Below are 22,492 nucleotides of genomic sequence, written 5' to 3' on the forward strand. Positions count from 1 at the left end.
TTATCCTATTTTTAAACCGAATTTCTCAGCCCATTTCTCTGCCTGATCATAACCTGCGTCTGCATGACGGAATATACCCATCGCAGGATCGTTGTATAACACACGGCTGATACATTTTGCAGCACGTTCAGTTCCGTCAGCCAGTACAACCATACCAGCGTGTTGTGAATAGCCCATACCTACGCCACCGCCATGATGGAAAGAAACCCAGGTAGCACCACCCGAAGTGTTTGACATTAAGTTCAGTAAAGGCCAGTCGGAAACAGCATCAGAACCATCTTTCATCGATTCTGTTTCACGGTTAGGAGAAGCTACAGAACCACAGTCAAGGTGGTCACGTCCAATGACGATAGGACCTTTTACTTTGCCGCTGGCTACCAGTTCATTGAATATCAAACCTGCCTTTTCACGTTCACCCATGCCCAACCAGCAGATACGTGCTGGTAAACCCTGGAAACTGATTTTATCCTGTGCTTTCTGCAACCAGTTAATCAAATGTGTATTTTCAGGAAATGCTTCCATCAATGCACGGTCAGTTACATAGATATCCTCAGGATCACCTGATAAAGCTACCCATCTGAACGGACCTTTACCTTCACAGAATAATGGTCTGATATAAGCTGGGGTAAAACCAGGGAAATTGAAGGCATCTTTTTCTCCACCCTGTCTGGCAAACTCTCTCAGGTTATTTCCGTAATCAAAAGTAACGGCACCTTTTTTCTGTAATTCAAGCATAAAGCCTACGTGACGGGCCATACTGGCTAATGAAAGTGCTTTATATTTTTCCGGATCACTTTTACGTAAGACAGCAGCTTCTGCCAGTGATAAACCGTTAGGAACATATCCATTGATAGGATCGTGCGCAGAAGTCTGGTCAGTCAGGATATCCGGGATCAGCTGATCTGCCGACAGGCGTTCCAATAAATCACCAGCATCCATCACAATTCCAATAGAAATTGCTTCTCCTGTTGCTTTTGCCTCATTAACCCATTTGATCGCTTCTTCATAAGAATGGGTAATGCGGTCTATATATTGCGTGTCTACACGCTTTTGTATCCTTGTCTCATCTACATCAGCTCCTAGGAAGATAGCTCCAGCCATAGTTGCTGCCAGTGGTTGTGCACCACCCATACCACCAATACCTGCACTGACAATCAGTTTACCGGTTAGGTTATGGTCAAAGTGCTGACGGCCACATTCTACAAAAGTCTCATAAGTACCCTGTAGGATACCCTGCGTGCCAATATAGATCCAGCTACCTGCTGTCATCTGACCGTACATCATTAATCCTTTGCTGCGCAGTTCATTGAAATGCTCCCAGTTTGCCCATGCAGGGACTAAGTTACTGTTCGCGATCAAAACACGTGGAGCCTCAGGATGACTTCTGATGATACCTACAGGTTTTCCTGATTGTACCAGCAAAGAATGGTGTTCATCCAGTTCCAGTAGAATTTCAATGATTTTTCGCAAAGCTTCCGGATTACGGGCTGCCTGGCCGATACCACCATAAACTACCAGTTCTTCCGGGTTTTCTGCTACCTGGCCATCCAGGTTATTCAGCAACATACGTAATACTGATTCTGTCTGCCAGCTTTTAGCATGTAACTGCATGCCTCTTGGCGCTTTGTAATGAGGATGGTTAGCGTAGGTCTTAATAAATTCTGAAGTCGTCATCGTTGTTTAGGTTAATGTGGTTTGAAATAGCAGTTTCATTTGCAGTTTTCAGCAATGAACCATTTTTTATCAATTGATGTAATTCGTTGATATCGTCTGCGAACAGGCGGTCTTCTTTAATATAAGGAACGTGTTTTCTGATCAGTTCATGACAGGCTTCAATAACCGGGGTCGATTTTAGCGGTCTTCTGAATTCTATAGCCTGTGAAGCATACAGCAACTCAATAGCCTGGATAAATTCCAGATTGTCAATTACCTGATGTAATTTTCTTCCACTGATAGAACCCATAGAAACATGGTCTTCCTGTCCTAATGAGGTAGGGACACTATCGGCACTCGCCGGGAAACATAAAGTTTTATTCTCTGTAACCAGGGCAGCAGTAGTGTATTGCGGGATCATTAATCCAGAATTCAATCCTGCATCAGCAATCAGGAGTTTAGGCAGATCATATTTACCTTCATTCATCAGGTAACAGCGACGATCAGCGATATTACCTAATTCTGCTGCAGCAACAGTTGCGTAGTCCAGGACCATTGCTAATGGCTGACCATGGAAGTTTCCTCCGCTTATGGTATCCTCAGCATTAAAAATAACCGGGTTATCAGTTACTGAATTTAGCTCAATTTCAGTCAGTTCTTTTAAGTGAAGCCACGCATTACGGGAAGCCCCATGTACCTGCGGCATACAGCGGATAGAATAAGGGTCCTGTACACGGCTGCAATTAATATGTGAAGTGCCAATGGCTGATCCTTCCAGCAGGGCAGACAAACGGTGAGCTACCAGCTTAGTTCCTTTATAAGGTCTTAAATTGTGCAGACGTTCGTCAAATGGACGCGTAGATCCTGTTAAACCCTCCAGAGACATTGCTCCGCTTAAATCGGCCAGATCCAGTGCGTCATTTAAACGCTGTACTGCTTTAACTGCAAAAGCAAGGATAAACTGTGTTCCGTTAATCAGGGCAAGTCCTTCTTTCGGACCAAGGACAATTGGTTCAAGGCTATACTCTTTCAGCATTTTTGCTGAAGAAACACGTTCTCCTTTAATAAATACTTCTCCCAGACCAATTAACGGAAGGAATAAATGCGATAAAGGAGCAAGATCACCTGAGGCGCCTACAGAACCTTTTTCAGGAACAAATGGAATGATATCATTATCGATGTGCCAGATAATACGTTCCAGTGTCTGTGGTGCAATACCAGAAAAACCCTGAGCAAGCGCATGAACCTTGGTGATCATCATGATTTTAGCAATTTCCAACGGAATTGGCTGACCTACACCAACACTATGACTTTTAAGAATATTACTTTGCAGAAGTGAAGTGTCATTTTCTGAAATATGTGTATCACAAAGGGGGCCAAAGCCTGTGTTTACACCATAGACTGGTTTCTGGCTGCGCACAATTTTTTGAACCTCTTCCCAGGAAGACTGAATGTTTTTTGCTGCTGTCAGGTTAAGCTGACCTTTTATTTTACCTGCCGCGATAGACAAGCAGATTCCGCTGGTCAGGTGATCGGTACCATAAAAAAATGAATTATGCATTTGATTGAGATTTAACAGAGTGATGTATTTTATGTTGAATATTTTTAACGATGTCGACTGATTTGAAAGTTGCTTCCAGTTTAGTCAGGGTATCCAGAATTGCACTCCCTTCAGGACTTCCGCCAGCTACTTCTTCCATGGTTTCCTGGATGGCATCCCACACAGGAAGGATACGTTCTAAAAGGGCTTTACCTTCTTCACTCAGTGTAACCAGTTGTTTACGGGCATCATCAGGACTTGTCGTACTGATGACTAAACCTTTGTTTTTAAGATTTGTAACCAACTGACTTGCTGCGGGATGTGAGACTTCAATCTGTTCACATAACTCCTGTATAGTCAGTGTTTTATTCTCTGAAAGAAGATAAAAGACCGGAAACCAGGTCGTTTCAAATACAATACCCTCCGCGCGGTAGGATTTATTGATCTCTGAAAGGAAAAGCTCACTTAGCCGTTTTAACCTGCTGCCCAACACCAGGTATCCTAATGATTGATAGTAATTCATAGCTAAATATATAAGTAATTATATAAGTACTTATATAAATTGTGAAAATAATTTTAAATAGGCTTTGAAAGGGGTTGTGGGGCTGGGGTTTAACGGTAATCGCTACAATAGTAAACCAAAAATTTACGTACAGCCCGACCATTTCTTCTGATAATAATTGGTTTTAATTCCTGAACTGACCTAAAGTAATGTAATAATAGATCAGTAGGTAAAGCCTCTTTATTTTCATTGGTAAAACGGGGTGCCGAATCTATGTACAATGCATTTTTTCCTTTAAGGGTTTGAAGGTTGGCATTCACATAATCAAATTCCAGGGCATTTTCACCAATGATATTTTGTGAGTAGGTAAAACCGCTGGTCATCAGGTTTAGTTCTGCGGAAGTTTTATAACCATCAGCAGAAAACACAAATGTATCGGGATAAGTTTTTTTAAGTTGTGTAACCTGTTTGCCCAGTTCTTCCCAACCATACCAGGTATCATCAGATTGGATAGGAACAGGGTAGAGTAATATTTCGACAGCGAATACGACATGGAGAAATAGGGAGAGTATGACCTGGTAAGACATCCACTTTTTTGACATATAAATACTGACGAGGATAACTCCCGTAAGATAACCCGGCATCAGCCAGTTTAATTTTATCCAGTAGAAAAATGATAATATGGTAAAGCTACCTACCAGAGGCAGAAAAAAACATAACAGAAAGAGTTTTTCGGACGGAAGCTGAAGAAAGTTGAATCTATATTTCTTAAGGATGCGAAAAACAAAATAGAGAATCGTAATCAAAAGAAAAGGGATAATAATAAAAGACTGATGCCCTAAGAGTCCAAAGAAATATTTGAGTTCAAAGTGCATTCCGGAAGCGGCACTCATCCTCGATATACTCTGAAATTTAAAAGAGGCAAAACCATGATCAAAATTCCAGATAAATACAGGAAGAAGTATGACAAGAAACAAAAGGGCGGCAACCCAGAATTCTCTGGATATCAGTTTATGACGGTAAGTATTGGAAAGCAGTAAGAATAAAACCAGTCCTGCGGGAAGAAATATACCCGTATACTTACTATCGAAAGCAAGTCCCATAGTGATTCCTGCCCATATCCAATACCAGTTTTTGTCTTTGAATATAGCCTGGTAAAGTAAGTATAATGATAATGTCCAGCACATTAGTAATGGTGTGTCTGGTGTTGATACCAGCGAGAGAATCGTGACCATGAAGGTGGAAAGCAGTAATAATACGGCTTTTCCCGACGATTTAACGCCCAGAAAACAATGACTTAGCTGATAAAATAAGACAGTGGTAATGATGGTTACAAACGAATCGGCCAGTTTTAGTGCAATTACATTTTTGCCAAAAAGAGTAGTGAAAAATCTTAAGATATACGCGATCACCGGAGGATGATCAAAATAGGAGAGTGCCGGATGCTGACTGTAGAAAAAATAATAAGCATCCTGGGGCATAGGCCCCATCAGGAAGATAAATAATAAACGCAGCATGATAATCGCTGTAACCATTGCAATCGCAGATCTGTCAGATTTATAATCAGCAGAAAGCTGACGAATAAGATTTTTCCTCATGTAGATAGGTACAGTCTATTAGAGACTAAAGTAGGATTAAATTGCTGAGCTATTCCAGAACTCACATTAAATTGGCATTAAAACAGAATGCCGGCCTGGTATGCACAATAGCTTCAGATTTCCTCCAAGATTGAATAGTTTCTTTGTTGATAAATGCTGATTAAACCTATATTGTAGTTAACAATAGGTTTAGTTGTTAAGTATTAGTTTAAAGAAATTATTGCATGAGATTTTTGAGTATTATTTTAATAGCGTGTTTACCCGGATTGACTTTTGCCCAGCAGACAGATTCTCTGAAAAGAGATTCAAGTATGCAGGCGCTGAAAGTATCCATCAGAAATAGCCGTGGTCTGAACCCACCTAAAATTCAATCATTTATAGCCCCGGCAGTGTTGATGAGTTATGGATTGGTTTCCCTTGGAAATAATGCAATCAGAACACTGGATTTCAGTACGCAGAAAGAACTACATGAAGACCATCCTAATTTTTCTACCAAAGCTGATAACTATCTTCAATTTGCACCTGGGGTCGCATTTTATGCGTTAAATCTGGCAGGAGTGAAGAGTAAACACGGTTTGGTAGATGGAACCGCACTGTATGTGTTGTCTGAGGCGATTATGGGTGTCTCTACCTACTCTGTTAAACATATCGTAGGTCGTGAACGTCCCAATGGCGGAGATAAATTCTCATTTCCTTCTGGACATACAGCTAATGCATTTGCTGCTGCCGAATTTCTGAATCAGGAATATAGAGATGTCTCATCCTGGATCGGATATGCAGGATATGCCGCTGCCACCGCTACCGGAGTTTTAAGAATGTATAATAATGCACACTGGTTAAGTGATGTTGTTGCCGGTGCCGGATTTGGAATTGCTTCTACTAAATTAGCTTATCTGATTTATCCACATCTGAAAACAATGGTCATGGGAAAGCAGTCAATGAAATATTCTCTTGTACCAATGTATCAGCAAAAAGCAGCGGGGCTTTCTTTCAATGGAACATTTTAAAAAATATCTCTTAATTCTGGTCATCTCAGGATTTGGCTTATGCCAGGTCAGGGCACAGCTTCCGGTAAGAAATCTCAACTATTTTTATGAGGAAGCACTTAAACGCAGTCCCTTAATCAAGGATTATCAGAATCAATTGCAATCCAACAGGATTGATAGTATGCGGGTAAAGGCAGGTTATCTCCCTCAGGTTACCGGCTTGGGTAATGGGATGTATGCACCTGTTATTAATGGCTATGGTTTTGATAAAGTACTAACCAATGGACAGGCCCTTGAAGCAGCGTTAAATGTAAACTATAACCTGGCCAGTAAAAAACGGATTAATAACCAGCTGGAAAGTGTTGGCTTACAATCTGACTCTATCAGATTTGCATCACGTCTTTCCAAACTGGACTTGCAAAAGGCTATAACAGATCAGTATATTACTGCTTTTGCCAGTCAGCAGCAAGCTGCATTTAACCGTGAAGTATATCAGTTACTTCACCAGGAAGAGACCGTACTTAAAAAGCTTACACGTGTTAACGTTTATAAGCAGGTAGATTACCTGACTTTTCTGGTTACTTTTCAGCAACAGCAATTGCAATGGAAACAAGCAGAGCTGCAATTAAGAAATGATTACTCTACTTTAAACTATTTAACCGGTATTACTGATACGACTACGCATGAATTGGAAGAACCTGCCATTCAGGCGGCATTACTGAGTACTGAAAATGGTTTTTTTACCCGTCGGTTTGGAATTGACAGTTTAAAACTGATTAATCAAAGACATGCAGTTGATTTCAACTATAAGCCTAAAGCAAGTGTATACGCTAATGGAGGATACAATTCTTCTTTTACCCTTCAGCCTTACCGGAACTTTGGTACCAGTGTAGGTTTCACGATCTCTGTTCCTATTTTTGATGGGCATCAACGAAAAATGCAATATGATAAACTCAATATTGCCCAGTTGACTATCAATGGGTATAAAGAATTCTTTCAGAACCAACACATTCAACAGTTGAATTTACTCAGACAGCAAATTTCTGATCAGAATGGTTTGTATGAACAGGTCTCTGCGCAGATCAAATTTACTAAAAGCCTGATCCAGGTAGATAGCAGGTTATTGCAGACAGGGGATATCCGTATAGCGGATTTTGTAATTGCGATTAACAATTACCTGGCAGCACAAAACCTGATGAGACAAACTAATATAACCCGTTTGAAGCTGGTCAATCAGCTGAACTACTGGAACAGATAATGATATATAGTCTATGTAAATGGACAAAAACAAATACGTACTCATGAAACAGACCATAATTAACGCGGTATTCATCTCTTTATTTAGTCTTGTCCTGATATCCTGTCAGAGTGATTCTAAAAAGTCTGCGGCCGAAGAAACTGTAGTCCCGAAAACTCCTGTACAGGTCGTTTCTGTAGCAAATTCAACGCTCAGTGACGATATTGTATTGAATGCGACCTCTACCTATCTGGAAAAGAGTGTCGTGAAAGCTAATACGAATGGCTATCTGCAAAGTGCAACTATACAGGCTGGGGCTATTGTCGGCAGTAATCAGGTTTTGTTTAAGATTATTACGAAGGAGGCAAGGGCGATAGGAAACTCAATTAATGAACTTGATCCTGGATTTAAATTTTCGGGAGTTTCTGCTATCCGTGCAGAAAAAAGTGGTTTTGTAACCTCTGTCAGCCATCAAAAAGGCGATTACGTGCAGGATGGGGAGGCACTGGCTACCATTATTAATCAATCCAGTCTGGTCTTCTTACTTGATCTTCCTTATGAAATGAGGAGTGTTATTCTTCAGAATAAGACACTGGAAATCACCTTGCCGGATGGTGAAAAATTAAAAGGGATAATCACGTCTTCTTTACCAGCGGTTGATTCGCTGGCACAAACGCAGCGAATGATCATAAAAGTTAATGCTTCACATCCCATACCAGAGAATCTGGTTGGAAAGGTAAGGGTAGTAAAATCGGCTGCTGCCAATGTACAGGTATTACCCAAATCGGCTGTGCTGACAAATGAAACGGAGGATGAATTCTGGGTGATGAAACTCATTAATGATTCTACAGCAGTAAAAACCATTGTGAAAAAAGGGATGGAAAATGAGCAGTCGATCCAGATCATATCGCCTGTTTTTAATGAAAGAGACCGTTTGATTTCGGTAGGTAATTACGGCCTGGCAGATACGGCGAAAGTCAAAATCGTTAAATAATATGAAGAACTTTTTTATTTCCCATAGGAATCCGCTACTGGTCGTACTGATCCTTATTCTGGCCGGGGGATTGTTTTCCTATCAGCGGTTAAAGACTTCCTTGTTCCCGGAAATTACCTTTCCAAAAATAAAAATCATTGCGGATGCCGAATTACAGCCGGTAGATCAGATGATGATCACAGTAACCAGGCCTTTAGAAAATGCAGTAAAGCAGGTTCCGGATCTTCATGTAATCAGAAGTACAACCAGCAGGGGAAGTTGTGAGATTTCGGCTTATATGAACTGGAATGCGGATATTGATTTAAGTCAGCAAAGAATCGAATCGCAGATACAGAAGATCAGAAACAGTTTGCCGGCGGGGGTAAATGTCTCTGTAGAGAAAATGAACCCTTCTATATTGCCGGTGAGTGGTTATACGCTAGAAAGTCATACACAATCATCTATAGCTTTAAAGAAATTAGCGATTTATACGGTCAAACCATTTTTATCACAGGTTGACGGGGTTTCAGAAATCAGGGTAATTGGCGGAAAAGATAAGGAGTACTGGATTCAGCTGGACAGACAGAAGATGAGCGCTTTAATGATCAGTCCGGATCAGTTGAATGCAGTCTTGCCACAGACAAATTTCATCAAATCCAACGGTTATTTATCTGATTATAATTACCTGTATCTGTCGATTACCGATGCGACTATTAAAACAAAGACAGACCTCGAGAATCTGATTGTCAGTAAAAAGAATAACAGAATAGTCAGGGTAAAAGATATTGCAGAAGTTAAGATCCAGGAAGGGGTAGCCTATACCAGAATTAATGCGAATGGTAAAGACGCTATCCTGGTGGCTGTCATTAAACAACCGAATGCCAATCTGGTAGATCTGTCTACACAAATGCAGGTGAAAATTACAGAACTGCAAAAAATATTGCCCAAAGGGGTAACGATCAAACCTTATTATCAGCAATCTGATTTTGTAGAAGAATCGGTGCGGAGTGTAAGTGATAGTTTACTGATTGGACTGGCCCTGGCCATTATTGTAGCAATTATTTTTTTACGTTCAATTAAGGCAAGTGCGGTTATATTGATCACTATTCCGGTTACTTTGTGTCTGACGGTAATCGTACTCTATGGCATTGGCTATTCTTTAAATATCATGACTTTAGGAGCCATTGCAGCTGCTATAGGATTGATTATAGATGATGCGATTGTCGTGGTGGAACAAATCCACCGGACACATGAGGAACATCCTGAAGAACCTACTGTAACACTGCTTAAAAAAGCCGTAGACTATCTGTTTCTCGCTATGCTGGGGTCCTCGGTCAGTACGATCGTAATTTTTGTACCTTTTGTCCTGATGACTGGTGTTGCAGGATCTTACTTCCAGGTGATGACCAATACGATGATTATTACACTGGTCTGCTCATTTTTTGTGACCTGGATAGGTCTGCCTGTTATCTATTTGGTTTTAACTAAAGATTCTTCTTCCAATTCAGTAAAGTCATCGGTTACTCACCAGGTTCATCAGCAGAAATGGGTTTATTACTTTATTCAAAGACCCTGGATCAGTTATTTGACGATGCTGGTTTTAGCGGTAATTATTTTTCTGGTCCTTCCAAAATTAGAAACGGGTTTTCTGCCGGAAATGGATGAAGGTAGTATCGTTGTCGATTATACTTCCCCTCCAGGTACTTCCTTGCAGGAAACAGACAGGATGCTAAAAGAAGTAGAAAAACTGTTGGTTAAAGTGCCCGAGGTACAAACCTATTCGCGCAGGACTGGAACACAAATGGGTTTTTTCATTACAGAACCAAATACCGGGGATTATCTCATTCAACTGAAACCGGACAGGGAAAAAACTACTGAAGAAGTAATCAGTGATATCAGATCAAAAATACAGGCTTCTCAACCAGCATTAAAAGTTGATTTTGGACAGGTAATAGGGGATATGCTTGGCGATTTGATGAGTTCTACCCAACCTATTGAAGTTAAAATATTTGGTAATGAGCAGGATAAATTGAAAAGTCTGTCTAAACAGGTTGCTGATGTGCTTGGAAAAGTTAAGGGTACAGCCGATGTGTTTAACGGGATTGTAATTGCAGGACCTTCGTTGAGTATACAACCAAATTTTGCTTTACTGGCACAATATGGAATTACACCAGGTGATTTTCAGTTTCAGCTTCAGAATGCTTTACAAGGTAATGTAATTGGGAATGTGTTTGATCAGCAGCAGCTAACGCCAATCAGAATGATTTATCCTGGCAGTAAACAATTTGGTATTGCTGATGTCAATAAGTTACAGTTGTTTTTACCAGGTGGCGGAGTTGTTCCTATTGAGCATCTGGCTGAAGTGAAGATCAAAGCTGGAGATGCAGAGATTAAAAGAGAAAACCTGCAATCCATTGGTGTGGTTACTTCCAGGCTGGAATCGAGAGATCTGGGTAGTGTAATGGCTGATATCCAGAAAAATGTGAAGTCTCAGATTAATCTGCCGGCAGGTTATCATATCGAATATGGTGGTGCTTATGCTGAACAGCAACAGTCCTTCAAGGAATTACTAACCATTCTGATCACTTCCAGTATGTTGGTATTCAGTGTAATCTTATTTCTTTTTAAAGATTTCAGGATCGCATTTATTATTCTGATTATCTCTTTGTTAGGCATTTCAGGCAGTTACCTTGGCTTATATTTAACACATACACCATTAAACGTAGGAAGTTATACAGGTCTGATTATGATTGTGGGGATTATAGGAGAGAATGCCATTTTTACTTTTCTGCAATTCAAGGAGTCATTACTGGATAAAACTGTGGATGAGGCAATTGTTTATTCTATATCAACCAGGTTAAGGCCAAAACTGATGACTGCTCTTGGGGCTATTATAGCTTTAATGCCACTGGCTTTAGGAATTGGTGCCGGTGCGCAGATGCATCAGCCCCTGGCCATTGCGGTAATTGGCGGTTTTATTATTGCATTGCCCTTACTGCTGATTGTTTTGCCGAGTATGGTGAGGAAGTTCTATCACTAGTATTTCAAACTAGGAGGTTATTTAACATAAAAATAAAAGCGGCTGGTACAAGGTACCATGCCGCTTTCTCATTGTGGTGTGTTTGTGTTTTACTTACCGAATGTCAATACCCTGAATGTTCCGGGAATGTGCACTGGTCTTTTGTTACCCTCACCTGGTTTAAGATCTGCTGTGGGTAAAAAGATATGATGGTTGCTATAGTCTAATGCCAGTGTACGGGCACCTTTAGCAGTTTTAATATTTTCAAGAACGGTATACTGATTGTTACTTACTTCTTTGATTACCGTTAGTGTTCCTTCACCGTTTGAACTGTAGATTAATTTTAACTGGGGATCAAAGGCAACTCCGTCACTTCCTTCACCAATAGGTAAGGAACTGATTTTTTTACCTGTATTTGCATCCAGTACCAATAATACTTTATTTGAACAACCAATAAACAGACGGGATGTTACTCTGTCAATGGCTAATCCTGAAGGTTCTTCTGCACCTTCCAGTTTGAAACGTTTCTTTACTTTAAACGTAGTGGCATCGAAGTTTACAATTTCATTTTTATCTTCTATGTTCACATAGATATTTCCTTTTCCATCAGAAACACCGGTTTCTGGTTTGCCTCCTAAAGGAATAGTTGCAATAACCTGATCTTTTACCGGATCAATCACACTGACGTTCAGACTGTGACCATTGAATACAAATACTTTCTTGGAGAAGTCATCATAAAAAATAGCGTCAGGATTATCTCCGACTTTAATTGTTTTCAATACGGCATTTGTATTTACATTAAAAACAGTACACTCTCCTGTGCGTCCATTACTGGTGTATCCTTTTTTTAAGGCCGGTACAATAGCTATACCATGTACTCCGGGAGTATTTGCAATTACGCCGACAGAATCACCTGTCATTGCATTTAAAATGTTTACCTGTGTACCATGAGCAATGTATAATCTGTTCAGAGAATGCTCTGCAAGCAGGTAATCCCATTTATCACTACCGCTCACCTTATGCGTATTTAGCAAGTGAATACCTGTTTTTGTTTGTGCCTGTAATGCAGTTGCAGCACAAAAATTAAGAAGGAGTAAGGCTAAGGTTGCCGTATTTTTCATAATGATTTTTTTAACAAAAAAACACATACAGTCTGTAGGAATTCTGAAGTGAAAAAATAACTCATCAGAAAATCAGAATAATGGTTCCGCCAATAATCAATAGTACCGCGATTGCTGTTTTTAAAGTGATTGCCTCACCCAGAAATACTGCCGATAACAGAATCGCAATGGCTACACTTGCTTTGTCAACAGGGGCAACCTGTGAAACTTTTCCCATTTGCAGCGCCTTAAAATAAAAGATCCAGGAAAGGCCTGTGGCAAGACCTGATAACAGTAGGAAAGTCCAGTTCTGTTTGGTTAAACTAGCGATACCATGATGATCATTTCTGAAAAATACAATAGCCCAGGCTAGTAGTAAAATAACCACTGTCCTGATTGCTGTGGCCAGGTTAGAGTCTATTCCTTTAATTCCTATTTTTGCCAGTATCGCCGTTAAGGCTGCAAAAAAAGCTGATAGTAAAGCATATATCCACCACATAGGCCCCGGTTACTGGTTAACCTGAATTAGTTAAGCAGGTTTGTTTTTTTTGAAAAATGGAAATTTAATCAACTGAAAAAAGTTTGACGGAGAGTGACCATGGTACACATCCAGTCCAAATTTTATATCTGTGGCTTCCATTTCTTTATAGGTGCCAAATAATCTATCCCAGATGCTGAAAACATCTCCATAATTACAATCTGTATAAGGTAGTTCAAAATGATGATGTACGTGATGAAGATTAGGAGTGATAAATAATAATCCACATACTTTATCTGTTTTTTTAGGAAGTCTGATATGTGTGTGGGCAATCAGATTGGCAAATGTCTGCACAGTTTGTCTGATGAGCAGTAAGCCAATAGAAGCACCAGCCATAAATACAAAGAGCATCTGGAAACAAACTCTGACTAAAGTTTCACCCGGATGTTCCCTCACAGTAGTAGATACATCCATTTCTACGTCTGTATGATGAACCAGGTGGAATCTCCATAAAGGAGCTACCTTATGCATGAATACATGGTATACATATTCAAAGAAATCCATCAGGAAGAAACCTATCACATATTTTACCCATATACTCTGAGAATTGGGAAGAAGATACAGAATTCCCCAATGATGGATACCAACCCACCCTGATATAAATATAACAACAAGTGTAAGTGCAAGTTGAATAGGTAAAGCAGTTAGGATAAACATCAGGTTAACCCAGGTGTGCTGCCATTTTTTTTTCAGAGAATAAACTGCAACACTAAATTCGGCAAGCCATATAGAGACAATTACTATCAGGTATAAAATAATTTGTATAAGAGTACCATGATCTTTTAGCATGGATGAAATCGTGCTCATGAATAGTGTTTGTTAGAGATTTTTGTTTTGTTAATGTAAACAATGATAAGAATTAATACTGTAGTAAAACTAAAGTATAAAAATGTTTTGTAAAATTTACATGAAATTGTAATTGTAATTAAAACAAGATTAAAAAAAATAAAAGGCTTTTACTCGTGTATGAAGGACGTTTTTGTGATTGCGGTGATTAATCTGTAATTTGTAACCACCTATTTCATCTATTTATTAAATTAGAATTCCCGGTTTATGTTTCATGAGCAGTTCTTAATTGTACTTACTCTTCTTTTTGCAGTTTTTATCCTGATTATGCTGGGACAAAAGCTAAAGATCTCTTATCCAATATTTTTAGTGCTGTCTGGATTGGCAATTAGTTTTATTCCAGGTATGCCACGGATCGAAATTGAACCAGAAATGATATTCCTTTTATTTCTGCCACCTCTTTTATATGAAGCAGCATGGTACACTTCCTGGAATGATTTCTGGAAATGGCGGCGGCCAATTGGGATGCTGGCCTTTGGTCTGGTATTTCTGACTTCAACTATTGTTGCTTTTGTCTCTACTGCAATGATCCCTGGTTTTACACTGGCCCTGGGATTTTTATTGGGCGGTGTAATTTCTCCTCCCGATGCTGTTGCAGCAGGTTCAGTATTGAAAAATGTAAAAATACCTAAAAGGCTGATTGCGGTGCTGGAAGGGGAAAGTCTGATTAATGATGCATCCAGTCTGATTGTGTTTCGTTTTGCCCTGGCAGCGGTATTGTCAGGATATTTTTCGATGGGGCAAGCGGTAGGTTCCTTTTTTCTGGTTGCGGGTATGGGGATTGTTGTTGGTCTTGCAATTGCACATGTAATGTACGTGGTACATCGTTTTCTACCGACCACGCCAAGCATTGATGCCGCGCTAACTTTAATGACCCCATATATTATGTACATAGCTGCTGAACAATTCCATTTTTCGGGAGTCATGGCAGTTGTAAGCGGGGGATTATTTCTTTCTTATCGTTCACATGAATTATTTACTACCGGGAATTCGCGTTTGCAGGCCATCAGTGTATGGGCAACTGTCGTTTTTATACTGAATGGACTGGTTTTTATCCTTATTGGGCTGGAACTACCTGTAATCATGTCGGATATGGGTGGGTATTCAATTGCTGAAGCAATCCAATATGGTCTGGTGATTAGCCTGATCTCTATCTTAATCAGAATTTTATATGTTCTTCCGATTGCCTATGTCCCTAAATGGCTGGGCAATACGAAAAGAATGGACCCGAAAAATCCATTATGGAAGGGGCCCCTGATTGTGGGCTGGGCTGGAATGAGAGGAGTCGTTTCACTGGCTTCTGCACTCTCTATTCCATTATTGCTGACCAATGGACGGGTTTTTCCTCACCGCAGTCTGATTTTGTTTATCACCTTTGTGGTTATCCTGGTGACTTTAGTCTTTCAGGGATTGACACTCCCTTTGCTGATTAAATGGATTAAAATTAAAGATACGGGTGATTTCCTGCCAGATGAAGAACAGGAGGCGGGAATTCAACTCCGGTTAATGAATGTAGCTGTTAAAATAATAGACGAAAAATATACAGCCGAAGCAAGGGATAATGAACTGGTAGGTTTTCTTAAAGATCAGCTGAGTAATGATATTTCGATTATGGGTCAGCGTCTGGAATCCCTGGAATGTGATGATCTGAAAAGATCAGAGGTGGAAAAATATAACAGTATTTTACTTGATATTTATGCTGTACAACGTCAGGAACTGCATATCATAAGGGGGGAAAAGTTTTACAGTGATGAAGAAATCCGTAAACAGGAGAGCCAGCTGGATCTGGATGAGACAAAAATATTAAAAGCCGGACATTAATATGGATAGCTTGTACGGATGCGCACACCTGACTGTTCATTATCGTGCACATTTAAATGTGCATTGCCTTTTTTAAACATTTAAACGTGTTTTGGAAGGATGGCACCAGGATTGGCTATAGTAGGAAAAACCAGACAATATTATGTTTCAACATCATCTTTTACTGATCTTCAGAAATTTTAAAAGGTATAAAAGTTCTTTCTTTATCAACCTGGTTGGTCTTTCAGCGGGTTTAACCTGTGCTTTGCTCATTTATTTATGGGTAAATGATGAGATTCATATCGACCAGTTTCATACCAGGAGCAATCAGTTATATCAGGTGCTTGAAAATGAACGTACAGAAACCGGAATAAATACGACTGATGGAACGGCAGGAATCCTGGCCGAGGCATTGGTGAAAGAGATGCCGGAGGTTGAACAGGCTGTGATAGCTTCTCCTACGTATTGGATTGCGAAGAGCAAACTATCTGTCCGGAATAGTACAGGGATTAATGGTGCCGGAATATTTGCCGGTAAAGATTTTTTTAAAGTATTTTCCTATCCGCTAAGTTCTGGTAATATCAACCAGGTATTAAACAGTAAAAATTCTATTGTCATTTCGGAGGCGATGGCTATGAAATTATTTCATAGTACTGATGTTCTGGGAAAAGAGGTGGTCTGGGAAAATTCAGATATGAGTAAAGAAAATCACGCACTGGTTTCGGGGGTATTTAAAAATATACCAGGCAGTTCTTCTGCGCAATTTGACTTTATAGCTTCTATTGCAATGTTAATGGATCCAGGATCTCCTTTTTTAAAATGGGAGAATCATGGGCCAAATACTTTTATCGTTCTAAAAAAAGGAGCAGATCTGGAAGTGCTGAAGGCAAAAATGAAAGGGTTCATGAAATCAAAAGGTCAGAATACCCGCGAACTGCTGATCAGACCATATGCTGATGGTTATCTATATGATAAGTATGAGAATGGGAAACAGACTGGCGGCAGGATCGAATATGTCAGATTGTTTTCGCTGATAGCTATATTTATCTTAATTATCGCCTGTGTAAATTTCATGAACCTGGCTACCGCAAGAGCATCTGTAAGAATGAAGGAAGTTGGTATCAAGAAAGTAATGGGAGCCAGCCGTGGGTCACTGATCCTTCAGTATATAGGTGAGTCTATGTTGTTATCTTTTTTGTCTTTATTTATCTCTTTGCTTTTTGTCGAACTCCTGCTTCCCCAGTTTAATGAAATAACCGGTAAACATTTAGTGCTGCATTTTGACTGGAAACTGGTGTTAACCTTGTTTGGTATCTCTTTTTTTACCGGACTGATTTCTGGAAGTTATCCCGCACTTTATCTGTCCGGGTTTAATCCTGCTGCAGCATTGAAGGGTAAACTGAGCCATTCGACAGGAGAATTATGGACACGTAAGGGACTGGTTGTATTTCAGTTTGCCCTTTCGGTTATTCTGATTGTCTCGGTACTAGTGGTTTATAAGCAGATTGAGTTTGTTCAGCATAAAAATATCGGCTATCATAAAGATAATGTACTCTATATTGAAACAGAAGGAAAGCTGAAAATCAATGGAAATCCATTTATTGCAGAAGTCAGAAATATTCCAGGTGTACTAAATGCCTCCAGCATGAACAAGCGCTTTATTGGTGACCTGAAATCAACCATAGGAGATTTCAGCTGGGAGGGAAGAAATCCTAAACAAGTGATTAACTTTCAGTTTGCGGGGATCAATAGTGGTCTGATTGAGACAATGGGCATGGAGATGGTTCAGGGGCGTGCTTTTTCGAGTAAATACGGTGCCGATAGTACCAAGGTTATTTTTAATGAAGCTGCTATAAAAATTATGGGATTAAAGAACCCTGTAGGAAAGATATTTACTTTATGGGGTAAACAGCTTCAAATTATAGGAGTGGTCAGGAATGTGCATTTTGAATCTATGCATGAAGTCGTGAAACCTATGTTTTTCCAGTATGATGCACAAAATACGAACAGGATAATGATTAAGCTGAAAGCGGGTAAGGAAAGAGAAGCTATTGCGGGGATTCAGCAGATTTATAAAGATTTTAATGGGGGTGAAGCTTTACAGTACCGGTTTTTAGATGAGGATTTTCAGGAACAATACGTTTCAGAAAACAGGGTTTCTCTGTTATCCAGGTATTTTGCCGGACTCGCTGTGATTATATCTTGTCTGGGATTATTTGGCCTGGCTTCCTTTACAGCAGAACGCAAACTCAAGGAAATTGGGATTAGAAAAGTACTGGGAGCAAACGAGTGGGAAATTATTTACAGCTTGTCCAAAGATTTTATTCAGCCAGTACTGATTGCAATTCTGATTGCTCTTCCACTGAGTTATATCATAGCAGGACAATGGCTGGACACCTTTGCTTACAGAATAGATCTGCAATTGTGGTATTTTGCGGGTGCAGGGTTTCTGGCATTGCTGATTTCATGGATTACAGTCAGTATGCAGGCCATCAAAGCCGGATTTAAAAATCCTATAAGCTGTCTTAGAGAAGAATAATACAGAAAAGACTTTGTAGTTTTTGTGAAGTCCAGGATACTTGTTTTTCAGAAGATTTGACGGATGTTCCTCATTCATCAAATATCTTATTTGTTTTCCATTTGAATAGGCAAGGGGTGTAATTTATGATTCCAATAATTTCTTTTTTTGCTTCATCAAAAAACAGATAGTCAACTGACCCACTATTAAATTCACTTTGTTCAAGTGCCAATATCGCTTTGTTGGTATTCAAATCCCAAACAATAAGCCTGTTCATTTCTGTATTGGGGTTTTCAATTCTATTGGCAGTTATTATATAATGTTTGTATTGGTATATTTTATGCACAACTCCAATTCCATGAACGTACAACTGTTCCAAACAACCATTTTTTGAAACAATTTGGGCACCTGTAAATCTTGCAGAATTTTCAGTACTGCTGGTACCTATGAATCCTTCACCGCCATCCATAGCTGTAGGTTTCATGGTCTTTGGGGTTAAGTAAAAATAAAAACCGCGTAACTCCGAAGTAGAATTCAATAGTGGCACTGGATAGGGCAATCCAAAATTCATCTCTACATTCGAATACGGGACATTCTTTAAGCAATTATTTTTATTTGTTATCTTTAAGCTGTCACTTGAAATAACGGAGTACGGATTGGCTTTATAGATTCTATAAATTTTATCAACGTCCTTCGTACTTGTTGGTTCCAGATATATCTTTTTTTGCAATAATTTTTTTAAGTCTGGTAGAATAAAATGTACTGATTTATATTTGAGGCTTTGTCCCGGTTTCCCCATTATGCTGCAAACAAGTTCAAAATCGGTTTGTCCATCGTTGGTAAAAGTTAGGTGAAAATCATAAGCTTCCATAGAAAATGGAATAATTCCTTTCCCCCGGTCATAATAATCTGGATCATTCGTGACTTTATTTCCAATATCTTGAAAAACAGTTGAGTTTGAAACTAAATCTTTGAAATCGTAGCATTTTTTATGAACAATATCGTACAATTTTAAATTATATCCATCAGAAACTTCTGTCGAAAAATCTTCCAAAAACCACATGTATTCATCATTGGGTGCTATGTATGATTTTCTGACAATCTTTTGATATGGAACTGTTTCGTTTCCTCCAATAGGTTTTAGATAGACAAAGGAAGACTTAGCCTCTTCCCCCCAATTATCTGAAACAATGAATATGGTACCATCATTCAATCTTGCTGCGTTTGTTATTTCGTTGCAATTCTTGATATTAAAAGATGACAGTTTATCCGAAATTTCAATAGGCTTTATGGTATTGATGTTATGAGGAACAAACTTGAAATATGTTTCAAGTTTGGAAAAATTTTCGGGCAGGTTTACCTGCTCAAAAAGACTAATCGCTTTTGTAGAATCGATCGTGTCTTTTGGGCTATCATCAAAATTGTGTGTCGTATGCACTCTGTGCGTACAACCAAGGCAAACTGTTAAGAAAAACAAGCTTATATATTTTTTCATTGGAGTATATGTTGTTTTTTATTGGTGATGAAGCTATCATAAGCATATCCATTGTTGTTTGTAAACGGTATGCTTATGATGGTTTCACCCAAATAAAGCATTTTAAAGAATGGTGAACTATCCTCTAATGGACATTCTAATGATAAGAGAAGGCGCTGGTGTACAAAAGAACAGTAAAATAAGTGATGACAATAAAGTTCCTTTACGAAACCAATTTCTCCTTTCTATAATAGCCCATATTATTATAGCAAATAAAGCTATTATCCAGGCGACAACCATACAAAGGCCTAAAGAATAACTTTCGGGGTAGCTGGTTAAACTTAATATTATCTCCCAAAAAGTGTTTATTCACGTATAAAATATAGCTACCCTTAATAGTATTGGATTCCAAACCATTTTAAAGAAAATCATATAATTGTTTTTTGTTGAATTTTAATCAGAATCACAATTTCGGGCGAGATCATGTCAGGATTTAATTTTCGACATGCTGCCATTTGCCGAATGGCATAAATGTATAGAGGACAGATAGGAAATATTTCCTATCTGTCCTCTATTATAATCTAATCGAGTAAAGTCCAGGTTCTTTTTGTTTGTACCTGCTGTACCATTTGCTGTTCAGCAACCACAATATTTTCTTTACGCTGACCAATGTATTCCAGCATGCTTAATTTATTCCAGAGTGCTACCATTACTTTTAAAAACTCTTCGACAGTAGACATAGAAGCCTGTATATTCTGATGATCATAGATCATTTCAATATTACGGGCTAAAAGCTCTTCAAAATTACCCGGGGTTACATCACGCCATTCATAAAAATACTTCAGCATCTCTTCCCTTTCTTTGGGTTCGATCAGTTTAATACCTGTGAAAAATACATGCGCCAGATTAGAGCAGTAACCTACGATATGTACAGGTGATTGCTGATAGCCCAGGTTTCTGTAACTGAAAAATATCTGGGCAATATAATCCAAAAGTTTTTCGGAAAGTAAACGGATATTTTTCCCCAGGGGAGTGATAGAATCTCTCGCCGAAGTTTTATCAATGATTTTAAAGGCAGCCAGTTGCAGATCGTTAATTAATGAACTGAATAATTCATAATACCGGATCAGTGCAGGATGGCTGATAACCGAGCTGCTAGGCGGAATATAACTGGTGTTAATCGAGATCCTGCCATTATCCAGAACAAATTGTCCGATAGTCAGGTGATAATTATCTGATGAATTTGGTGTTATCTCAGAAGCAGGCAGGATAGAAATACTGTATTTTTTCGAAATATCAGGATAGCGGGGTGGATTGTCCCTTGGATCAGGGTTCCCGGAAGGAACCCTTTCAAAAGGATTAACCAGTAGCAGGATATTGTAAATTGTAACTTTTGAATAATCAGTGTTCTCATTACTGAAAAACTGACTGTGTGAAACCTGGTTATCATAGTTCGAAGTCTGAGGGATATCAATCCTGCACCCTTCGGCTGTAATTGCATTACAATGTCTCACCTTAATTTCAATATGATTGGTTGCCTTTTCAGTGATTTCAATATCATGTGATACACGTTCACCCGAAAAAGGGGGAAGAAGGCCATAATTGAAATTACTGATAAATACTGAACTGGCATCCCTTACAAAGTCCTGGTTGAACTGATCGGTAGCAACAAAATGGTTGCTCGATAGTTTCATCCCATCTACCCAGTTAACAGGTTTATATTTTAATGGTGAAATCATAATATATTAATTAGATGAAAATAGATTCGTCTCCGATTGTCTCCGGCCTGATGGCATTTTCAGAAACCCTCTTAGCATAGATGGTAACTTTTTCAGTAATCCGGTTCTGTATAATATCCTGATCAGGATCGATAAAGACATTCTTCTTGAAAAAAGATGTCTTGATAAAAAAGATCCATTTATAGGATTCGTGATATTCACTGTTATAACGGACAGGGCTTTTAGGGAATTTCAGATTGTAGTCTTCAATAAATTTATAGAACCAGTTACCAAATACCATATTTTCCGGGGCTTTAACTTTAACACGTAATGGTTCCGGATCATCTGTGTTTTTATATAATTCCAGTTCCAGCACCAGCATACGGTCGAAATCTAAATGATCCATGTCTATATTGATAGCAGAAGACGGATATTCCCAGATTTTATAGATTTCGGTAGGGATACTGATCAGGGCTACATAAGCCCACCAGAATAAAAGAGGGACAATAAAGGTGGGGATACTTGTGGCTGCCCAGATACCAAAATGGATATCACTTAGCCAGTTAAAGGCAAACTGAAACAGATAAAAACCAAGGAGTGAGCCTACCAGAATACCAAATATGATAAAAAGCTTTCGTTCCAGTAATTCTTTGGGATATTTTGAGGTGAACAGAAAAACAAAAAGACTCCCGGTAATGATATAATAGATCTGACAAATCAGATAACCCCAAGGCATAAAATCGAAACTCAAGAAGCCAAGAAAACCCGGTAATGCAAGTATAATACTGAGTAACAGAATACCAATAATTAATCTTTTGTTATTAAGAAACTGATTTTTCTTATTTACAATTGAGAGTAAAGCTGCGGATACAATAAAGATTAACGGGAATAATAAATAGCGGAGAAAGAATGATTTTACGTCCATTAAATTATACTTGATGTTTTGTTTTAACTCTTAACAAATATAATACCTTAAATCTTTCAAAATTA

Annotated in this window: 16 protein-coding genes; 6 read left to right on the top strand and 10 right to left on the bottom strand. The window is 38.9% G+C overall.

The features are described from left to right. The 4 genes from hutU to HDF25_RS02700 all read right to left on the bottom strand — a co-directional run bounded on the left by hutU (position 1) and on the right by HDF25_RS02700 (position 5,293). On the bottom strand, positions 1-1,674 hold the full coding sequence (gene hutU / locus HDF25_RS02685) for a urocanate hydratase (protein WP_184622468.1): 1,674 nt from the start codon (positions 1,672-1,674) through the stop codon (positions 1-3). After that, the gene (hutH, locus tag HDF25_RS02690; RefSeq protein WP_184622470.1) at positions 1,652-3,214 is read right to left on the bottom strand and encodes a histidine ammonia-lyase; all 1,563 of its coding nucleotides are present in this window, start codon (positions 3,212-3,214) and stop codon (positions 1,652-1,654) included. Before hutH ends, hutU begins: the two co-directional genes overlap by 23 nt. Continuing rightward, the gene (locus HDF25_RS02695) at positions 3,207-3,716 is read right to left on the bottom strand and encodes a MarR family winged helix-turn-helix transcriptional regulator (protein ID WP_184622472.1); all 510 of its coding nucleotides are present in this window, start codon (positions 3,714-3,716) and stop codon (positions 3,207-3,209) included. The genes hutH and HDF25_RS02695 overlap by 8 nt, the downstream gene beginning before the upstream one ends. Positions 3,717-3,805: 89 nt before the next feature. Continuing rightward, on the bottom strand, positions 3,806-5,293 hold the full coding sequence (locus tag HDF25_RS02700) for an ArnT family glycosyltransferase (protein WP_184622474.1): 1,488 nt from the start codon (positions 5,291-5,293) through the stop codon (positions 3,806-3,808). Between the two features lie 224 nt (positions 5,294-5,517). On the opposite strand from HDF25_RS02700, the gene HDF25_RS02705 reads away from it, so the two are divergent. The 4 genes from HDF25_RS02705 to HDF25_RS02720 are packed head-to-tail and all read left to right on the top strand — an operon-like array spanning position 5,518 to position 11,529. Beyond that, on the top strand, positions 5,518-6,300 hold the full coding sequence (locus HDF25_RS02705; RefSeq protein WP_260409302.1) for a phosphatase PAP2 family protein: 783 nt from the start codon (positions 5,518-5,520) through the stop codon (positions 6,298-6,300). Next, positions 6,287-7,537: a TolC family protein gene (locus HDF25_RS02710; RefSeq protein ID WP_184622476.1), complete on the top strand. Its 1,251-nt coding sequence runs from the start codon at positions 6,287-6,289 to the stop codon at positions 7,535-7,537. Before HDF25_RS02705 ends, HDF25_RS02710 begins: the two co-directional genes overlap by 14 nt. A 43-nt stretch (positions 7,538-7,580) precedes the next feature. Continuing rightward, positions 7,581-8,510 (top strand): efflux RND transporter periplasmic adaptor subunit, encoded by a 930-nt coding sequence (locus HDF25_RS02715; RefSeq protein WP_221450836.1) that lies wholly within the window; start codon positions 7,581-7,583, stop codon positions 8,508-8,510. A gap of 1 nt (position 8,511) precedes the next feature. After that, a complete protein-coding gene (locus HDF25_RS02720) occupies positions 8,512-11,529 on the top strand; it encodes an efflux RND transporter permease subunit (protein ID WP_184622478.1) in 3,018 nt (1,005 codons plus the stop codon). Between the two features lie 89 nt (positions 11,530-11,618). Here HDF25_RS02720 and HDF25_RS02725 read toward each other — a convergent pair whose 3' ends face one another. The 3 genes from HDF25_RS02725 to HDF25_RS02735 all read right to left on the bottom strand — a co-directional run bounded on the left by HDF25_RS02725 (position 11,619) and on the right by HDF25_RS02735 (position 13,953). Continuing rightward, a complete protein-coding gene (locus HDF25_RS02725) occupies positions 11,619-12,629 on the bottom strand; it encodes a YncE family protein (RefSeq protein ID WP_184622480.1) in 1,011 nt (336 codons plus the stop codon). 64 nt (positions 12,630-12,693) lie between these two features. Then, positions 12,694-13,107 (bottom strand): EamA family transporter, encoded by a 414-nt coding sequence (locus HDF25_RS02730; protein WP_184622482.1) that lies wholly within the window; start codon positions 13,105-13,107, stop codon positions 12,694-12,696. 30 nt (positions 13,108-13,137) lie between these two features. Next, on the bottom strand, positions 13,138-13,953 hold the full coding sequence (locus HDF25_RS02735) for a sterol desaturase family protein (protein WP_184622483.1): 816 nt from the start codon (positions 13,951-13,953) through the stop codon (positions 13,138-13,140). Positions 13,954-14,199: 246 nt separating this feature from the next. Between HDF25_RS02735 and HDF25_RS02740 the strand changes: the two genes are divergently transcribed. Continuing rightward, complete coding sequence (locus HDF25_RS02740; RefSeq protein ID WP_184622485.1) at positions 14,200-15,813, top strand: Na+/H+ antiporter; 1,614 nt, start codon at positions 14,200-14,202, stop codon at positions 15,811-15,813. A gap of 142 nt (positions 15,814-15,955) precedes the next feature. Further along, the gene (locus HDF25_RS02745) at positions 15,956-18,331 is read left to right on the top strand and encodes an ABC transporter permease (protein WP_184622487.1); all 2,376 of its coding nucleotides are present in this window, start codon (positions 15,956-15,958) and stop codon (positions 18,329-18,331) included. Positions 18,332-18,401: 70 nt separating this feature from the next. Here HDF25_RS02745 and HDF25_RS02750 read toward each other — a convergent pair whose 3' ends face one another. The 3 genes from HDF25_RS02750 to HDF25_RS02760 form a co-directional block, all read right to left on the bottom strand. Beyond that, on the bottom strand, positions 18,402-19,805 hold the full coding sequence (locus HDF25_RS02750) for a hypothetical protein (protein WP_184622489.1): 1,404 nt from the start codon (positions 19,803-19,805) through the stop codon (positions 18,402-18,404). A 560-nt stretch (positions 19,806-20,365) separates the two neighbouring features. Continuing rightward, positions 20,366-21,523 (bottom strand): hypothetical protein, encoded by a 1,158-nt coding sequence (locus HDF25_RS02755; RefSeq protein WP_184622491.1) that lies wholly within the window; start codon positions 21,521-21,523, stop codon positions 20,366-20,368. A 10-nt stretch (positions 21,524-21,533) separates the two neighbouring features. After that, positions 21,534-22,427 carry a TssN family type VI secretion system protein gene (locus tag HDF25_RS02760; protein ID WP_184622493.1) on the bottom strand — a complete coding sequence of 298 codons (894 nt, stop codon included), beginning with the start codon at positions 22,425-22,427 and terminating at the stop codon, positions 21,534-21,536. Positions 22,428-22,492: the final 65 nt, after the last annotated feature.

The sequence above is a fragment of the Pedobacter cryoconitis genome, assembly GCF_014207135.1.
GTDB classification, from domain to species: Bacteria; Bacteroidota; Bacteroidia; order Sphingobacteriales; family Sphingobacteriaceae; genus Pedobacter; species Pedobacter cryoconitis_D.

Excerpts from the sequence above, each read along its gene's own strand:
- HDF25_RS02720 (WP_184622478.1), top strand. The coding sequence starts at position 8,512 with ATGAAGAACTTTTTTATTTCCCATAGGAATCCGCTACTGGTCGTACTG.
- HDF25_RS02695 (WP_184622472.1), bottom strand. The coding sequence starts at position 3,716 with ATGAATTACTATCAATCATTAGGATACCTGGTGTTGGGCAGCAGGTTA.
- hutH (WP_184622470.1), bottom strand. The coding sequence starts at position 3,214 with ATGCATAATTCATTTTTTTATGGTACCGATCACCTGACCAGCGGAATC.
- HDF25_RS02755 (WP_184622491.1), bottom strand. The coding sequence starts at position 21,523 with ATGATTTCACCATTAAAATATAAACCTGTTAACTGGGTAGATGGGATG.
- HDF25_RS02715 (WP_221450836.1), top strand. The coding sequence starts at position 7,581 with ATGAAACAGACCATAATTAACGCGGTATTCATCTCTTTATTTAGTCTT.
- HDF25_RS02705 (WP_260409302.1), top strand. The coding sequence starts at position 5,518 with ATGAGATTTTTGAGTATTATTTTAATAGCGTGTTTACCCGGATTGACT.
- HDF25_RS02710 (WP_184622476.1), top strand. The coding sequence starts at position 6,287 with ATGGAACATTTTAAAAAATATCTCTTAATTCTGGTCATCTCAGGATTT.
- HDF25_RS02760 (WP_184622493.1), bottom strand. The coding sequence starts at position 22,427 with ATGGACGTAAAATCATTCTTTCTCCGCTATTTATTATTCCCGTTAATC.
- HDF25_RS02725 (WP_184622480.1), bottom strand. The coding sequence starts at position 12,629 with ATGAAAAATACGGCAACCTTAGCCTTACTCCTTCTTAATTTTTGTGCT.
- HDF25_RS02750 (WP_184622489.1), bottom strand. The coding sequence starts at position 19,805 with ATGAAAAAATATATAAGCTTGTTTTTCTTAACAGTTTGCCTTGGTTGT.
- HDF25_RS02745 (WP_184622487.1), top strand. The coding sequence starts at position 15,956 with ATGTTTCAACATCATCTTTTACTGATCTTCAGAAATTTTAAAAGGTAT.
- HDF25_RS02735 (WP_184622483.1), bottom strand. The coding sequence starts at position 13,953 with ATGAGCACGATTTCATCCATGCTAAAAGATCATGGTACTCTTATACAA.
- hutU (WP_184622468.1), bottom strand. The coding sequence starts at position 1,674 with ATGACGACTTCAGAATTTATTAAGACCTACGCTAACCATCCTCATTAC.
- HDF25_RS02740 (WP_184622485.1), top strand. The coding sequence starts at position 14,200 with ATGTTTCATGAGCAGTTCTTAATTGTACTTACTCTTCTTTTTGCAGTT.
- HDF25_RS02700 (WP_184622474.1), bottom strand. The coding sequence starts at position 5,293 with ATGAGGAAAAATCTTATTCGTCAGCTTTCTGCTGATTATAAATCTGAC.
- HDF25_RS02730 (WP_184622482.1), bottom strand. The coding sequence starts at position 13,107 with ATGTGGTGGATATATGCTTTACTATCAGCTTTTTTTGCAGCCTTAACG.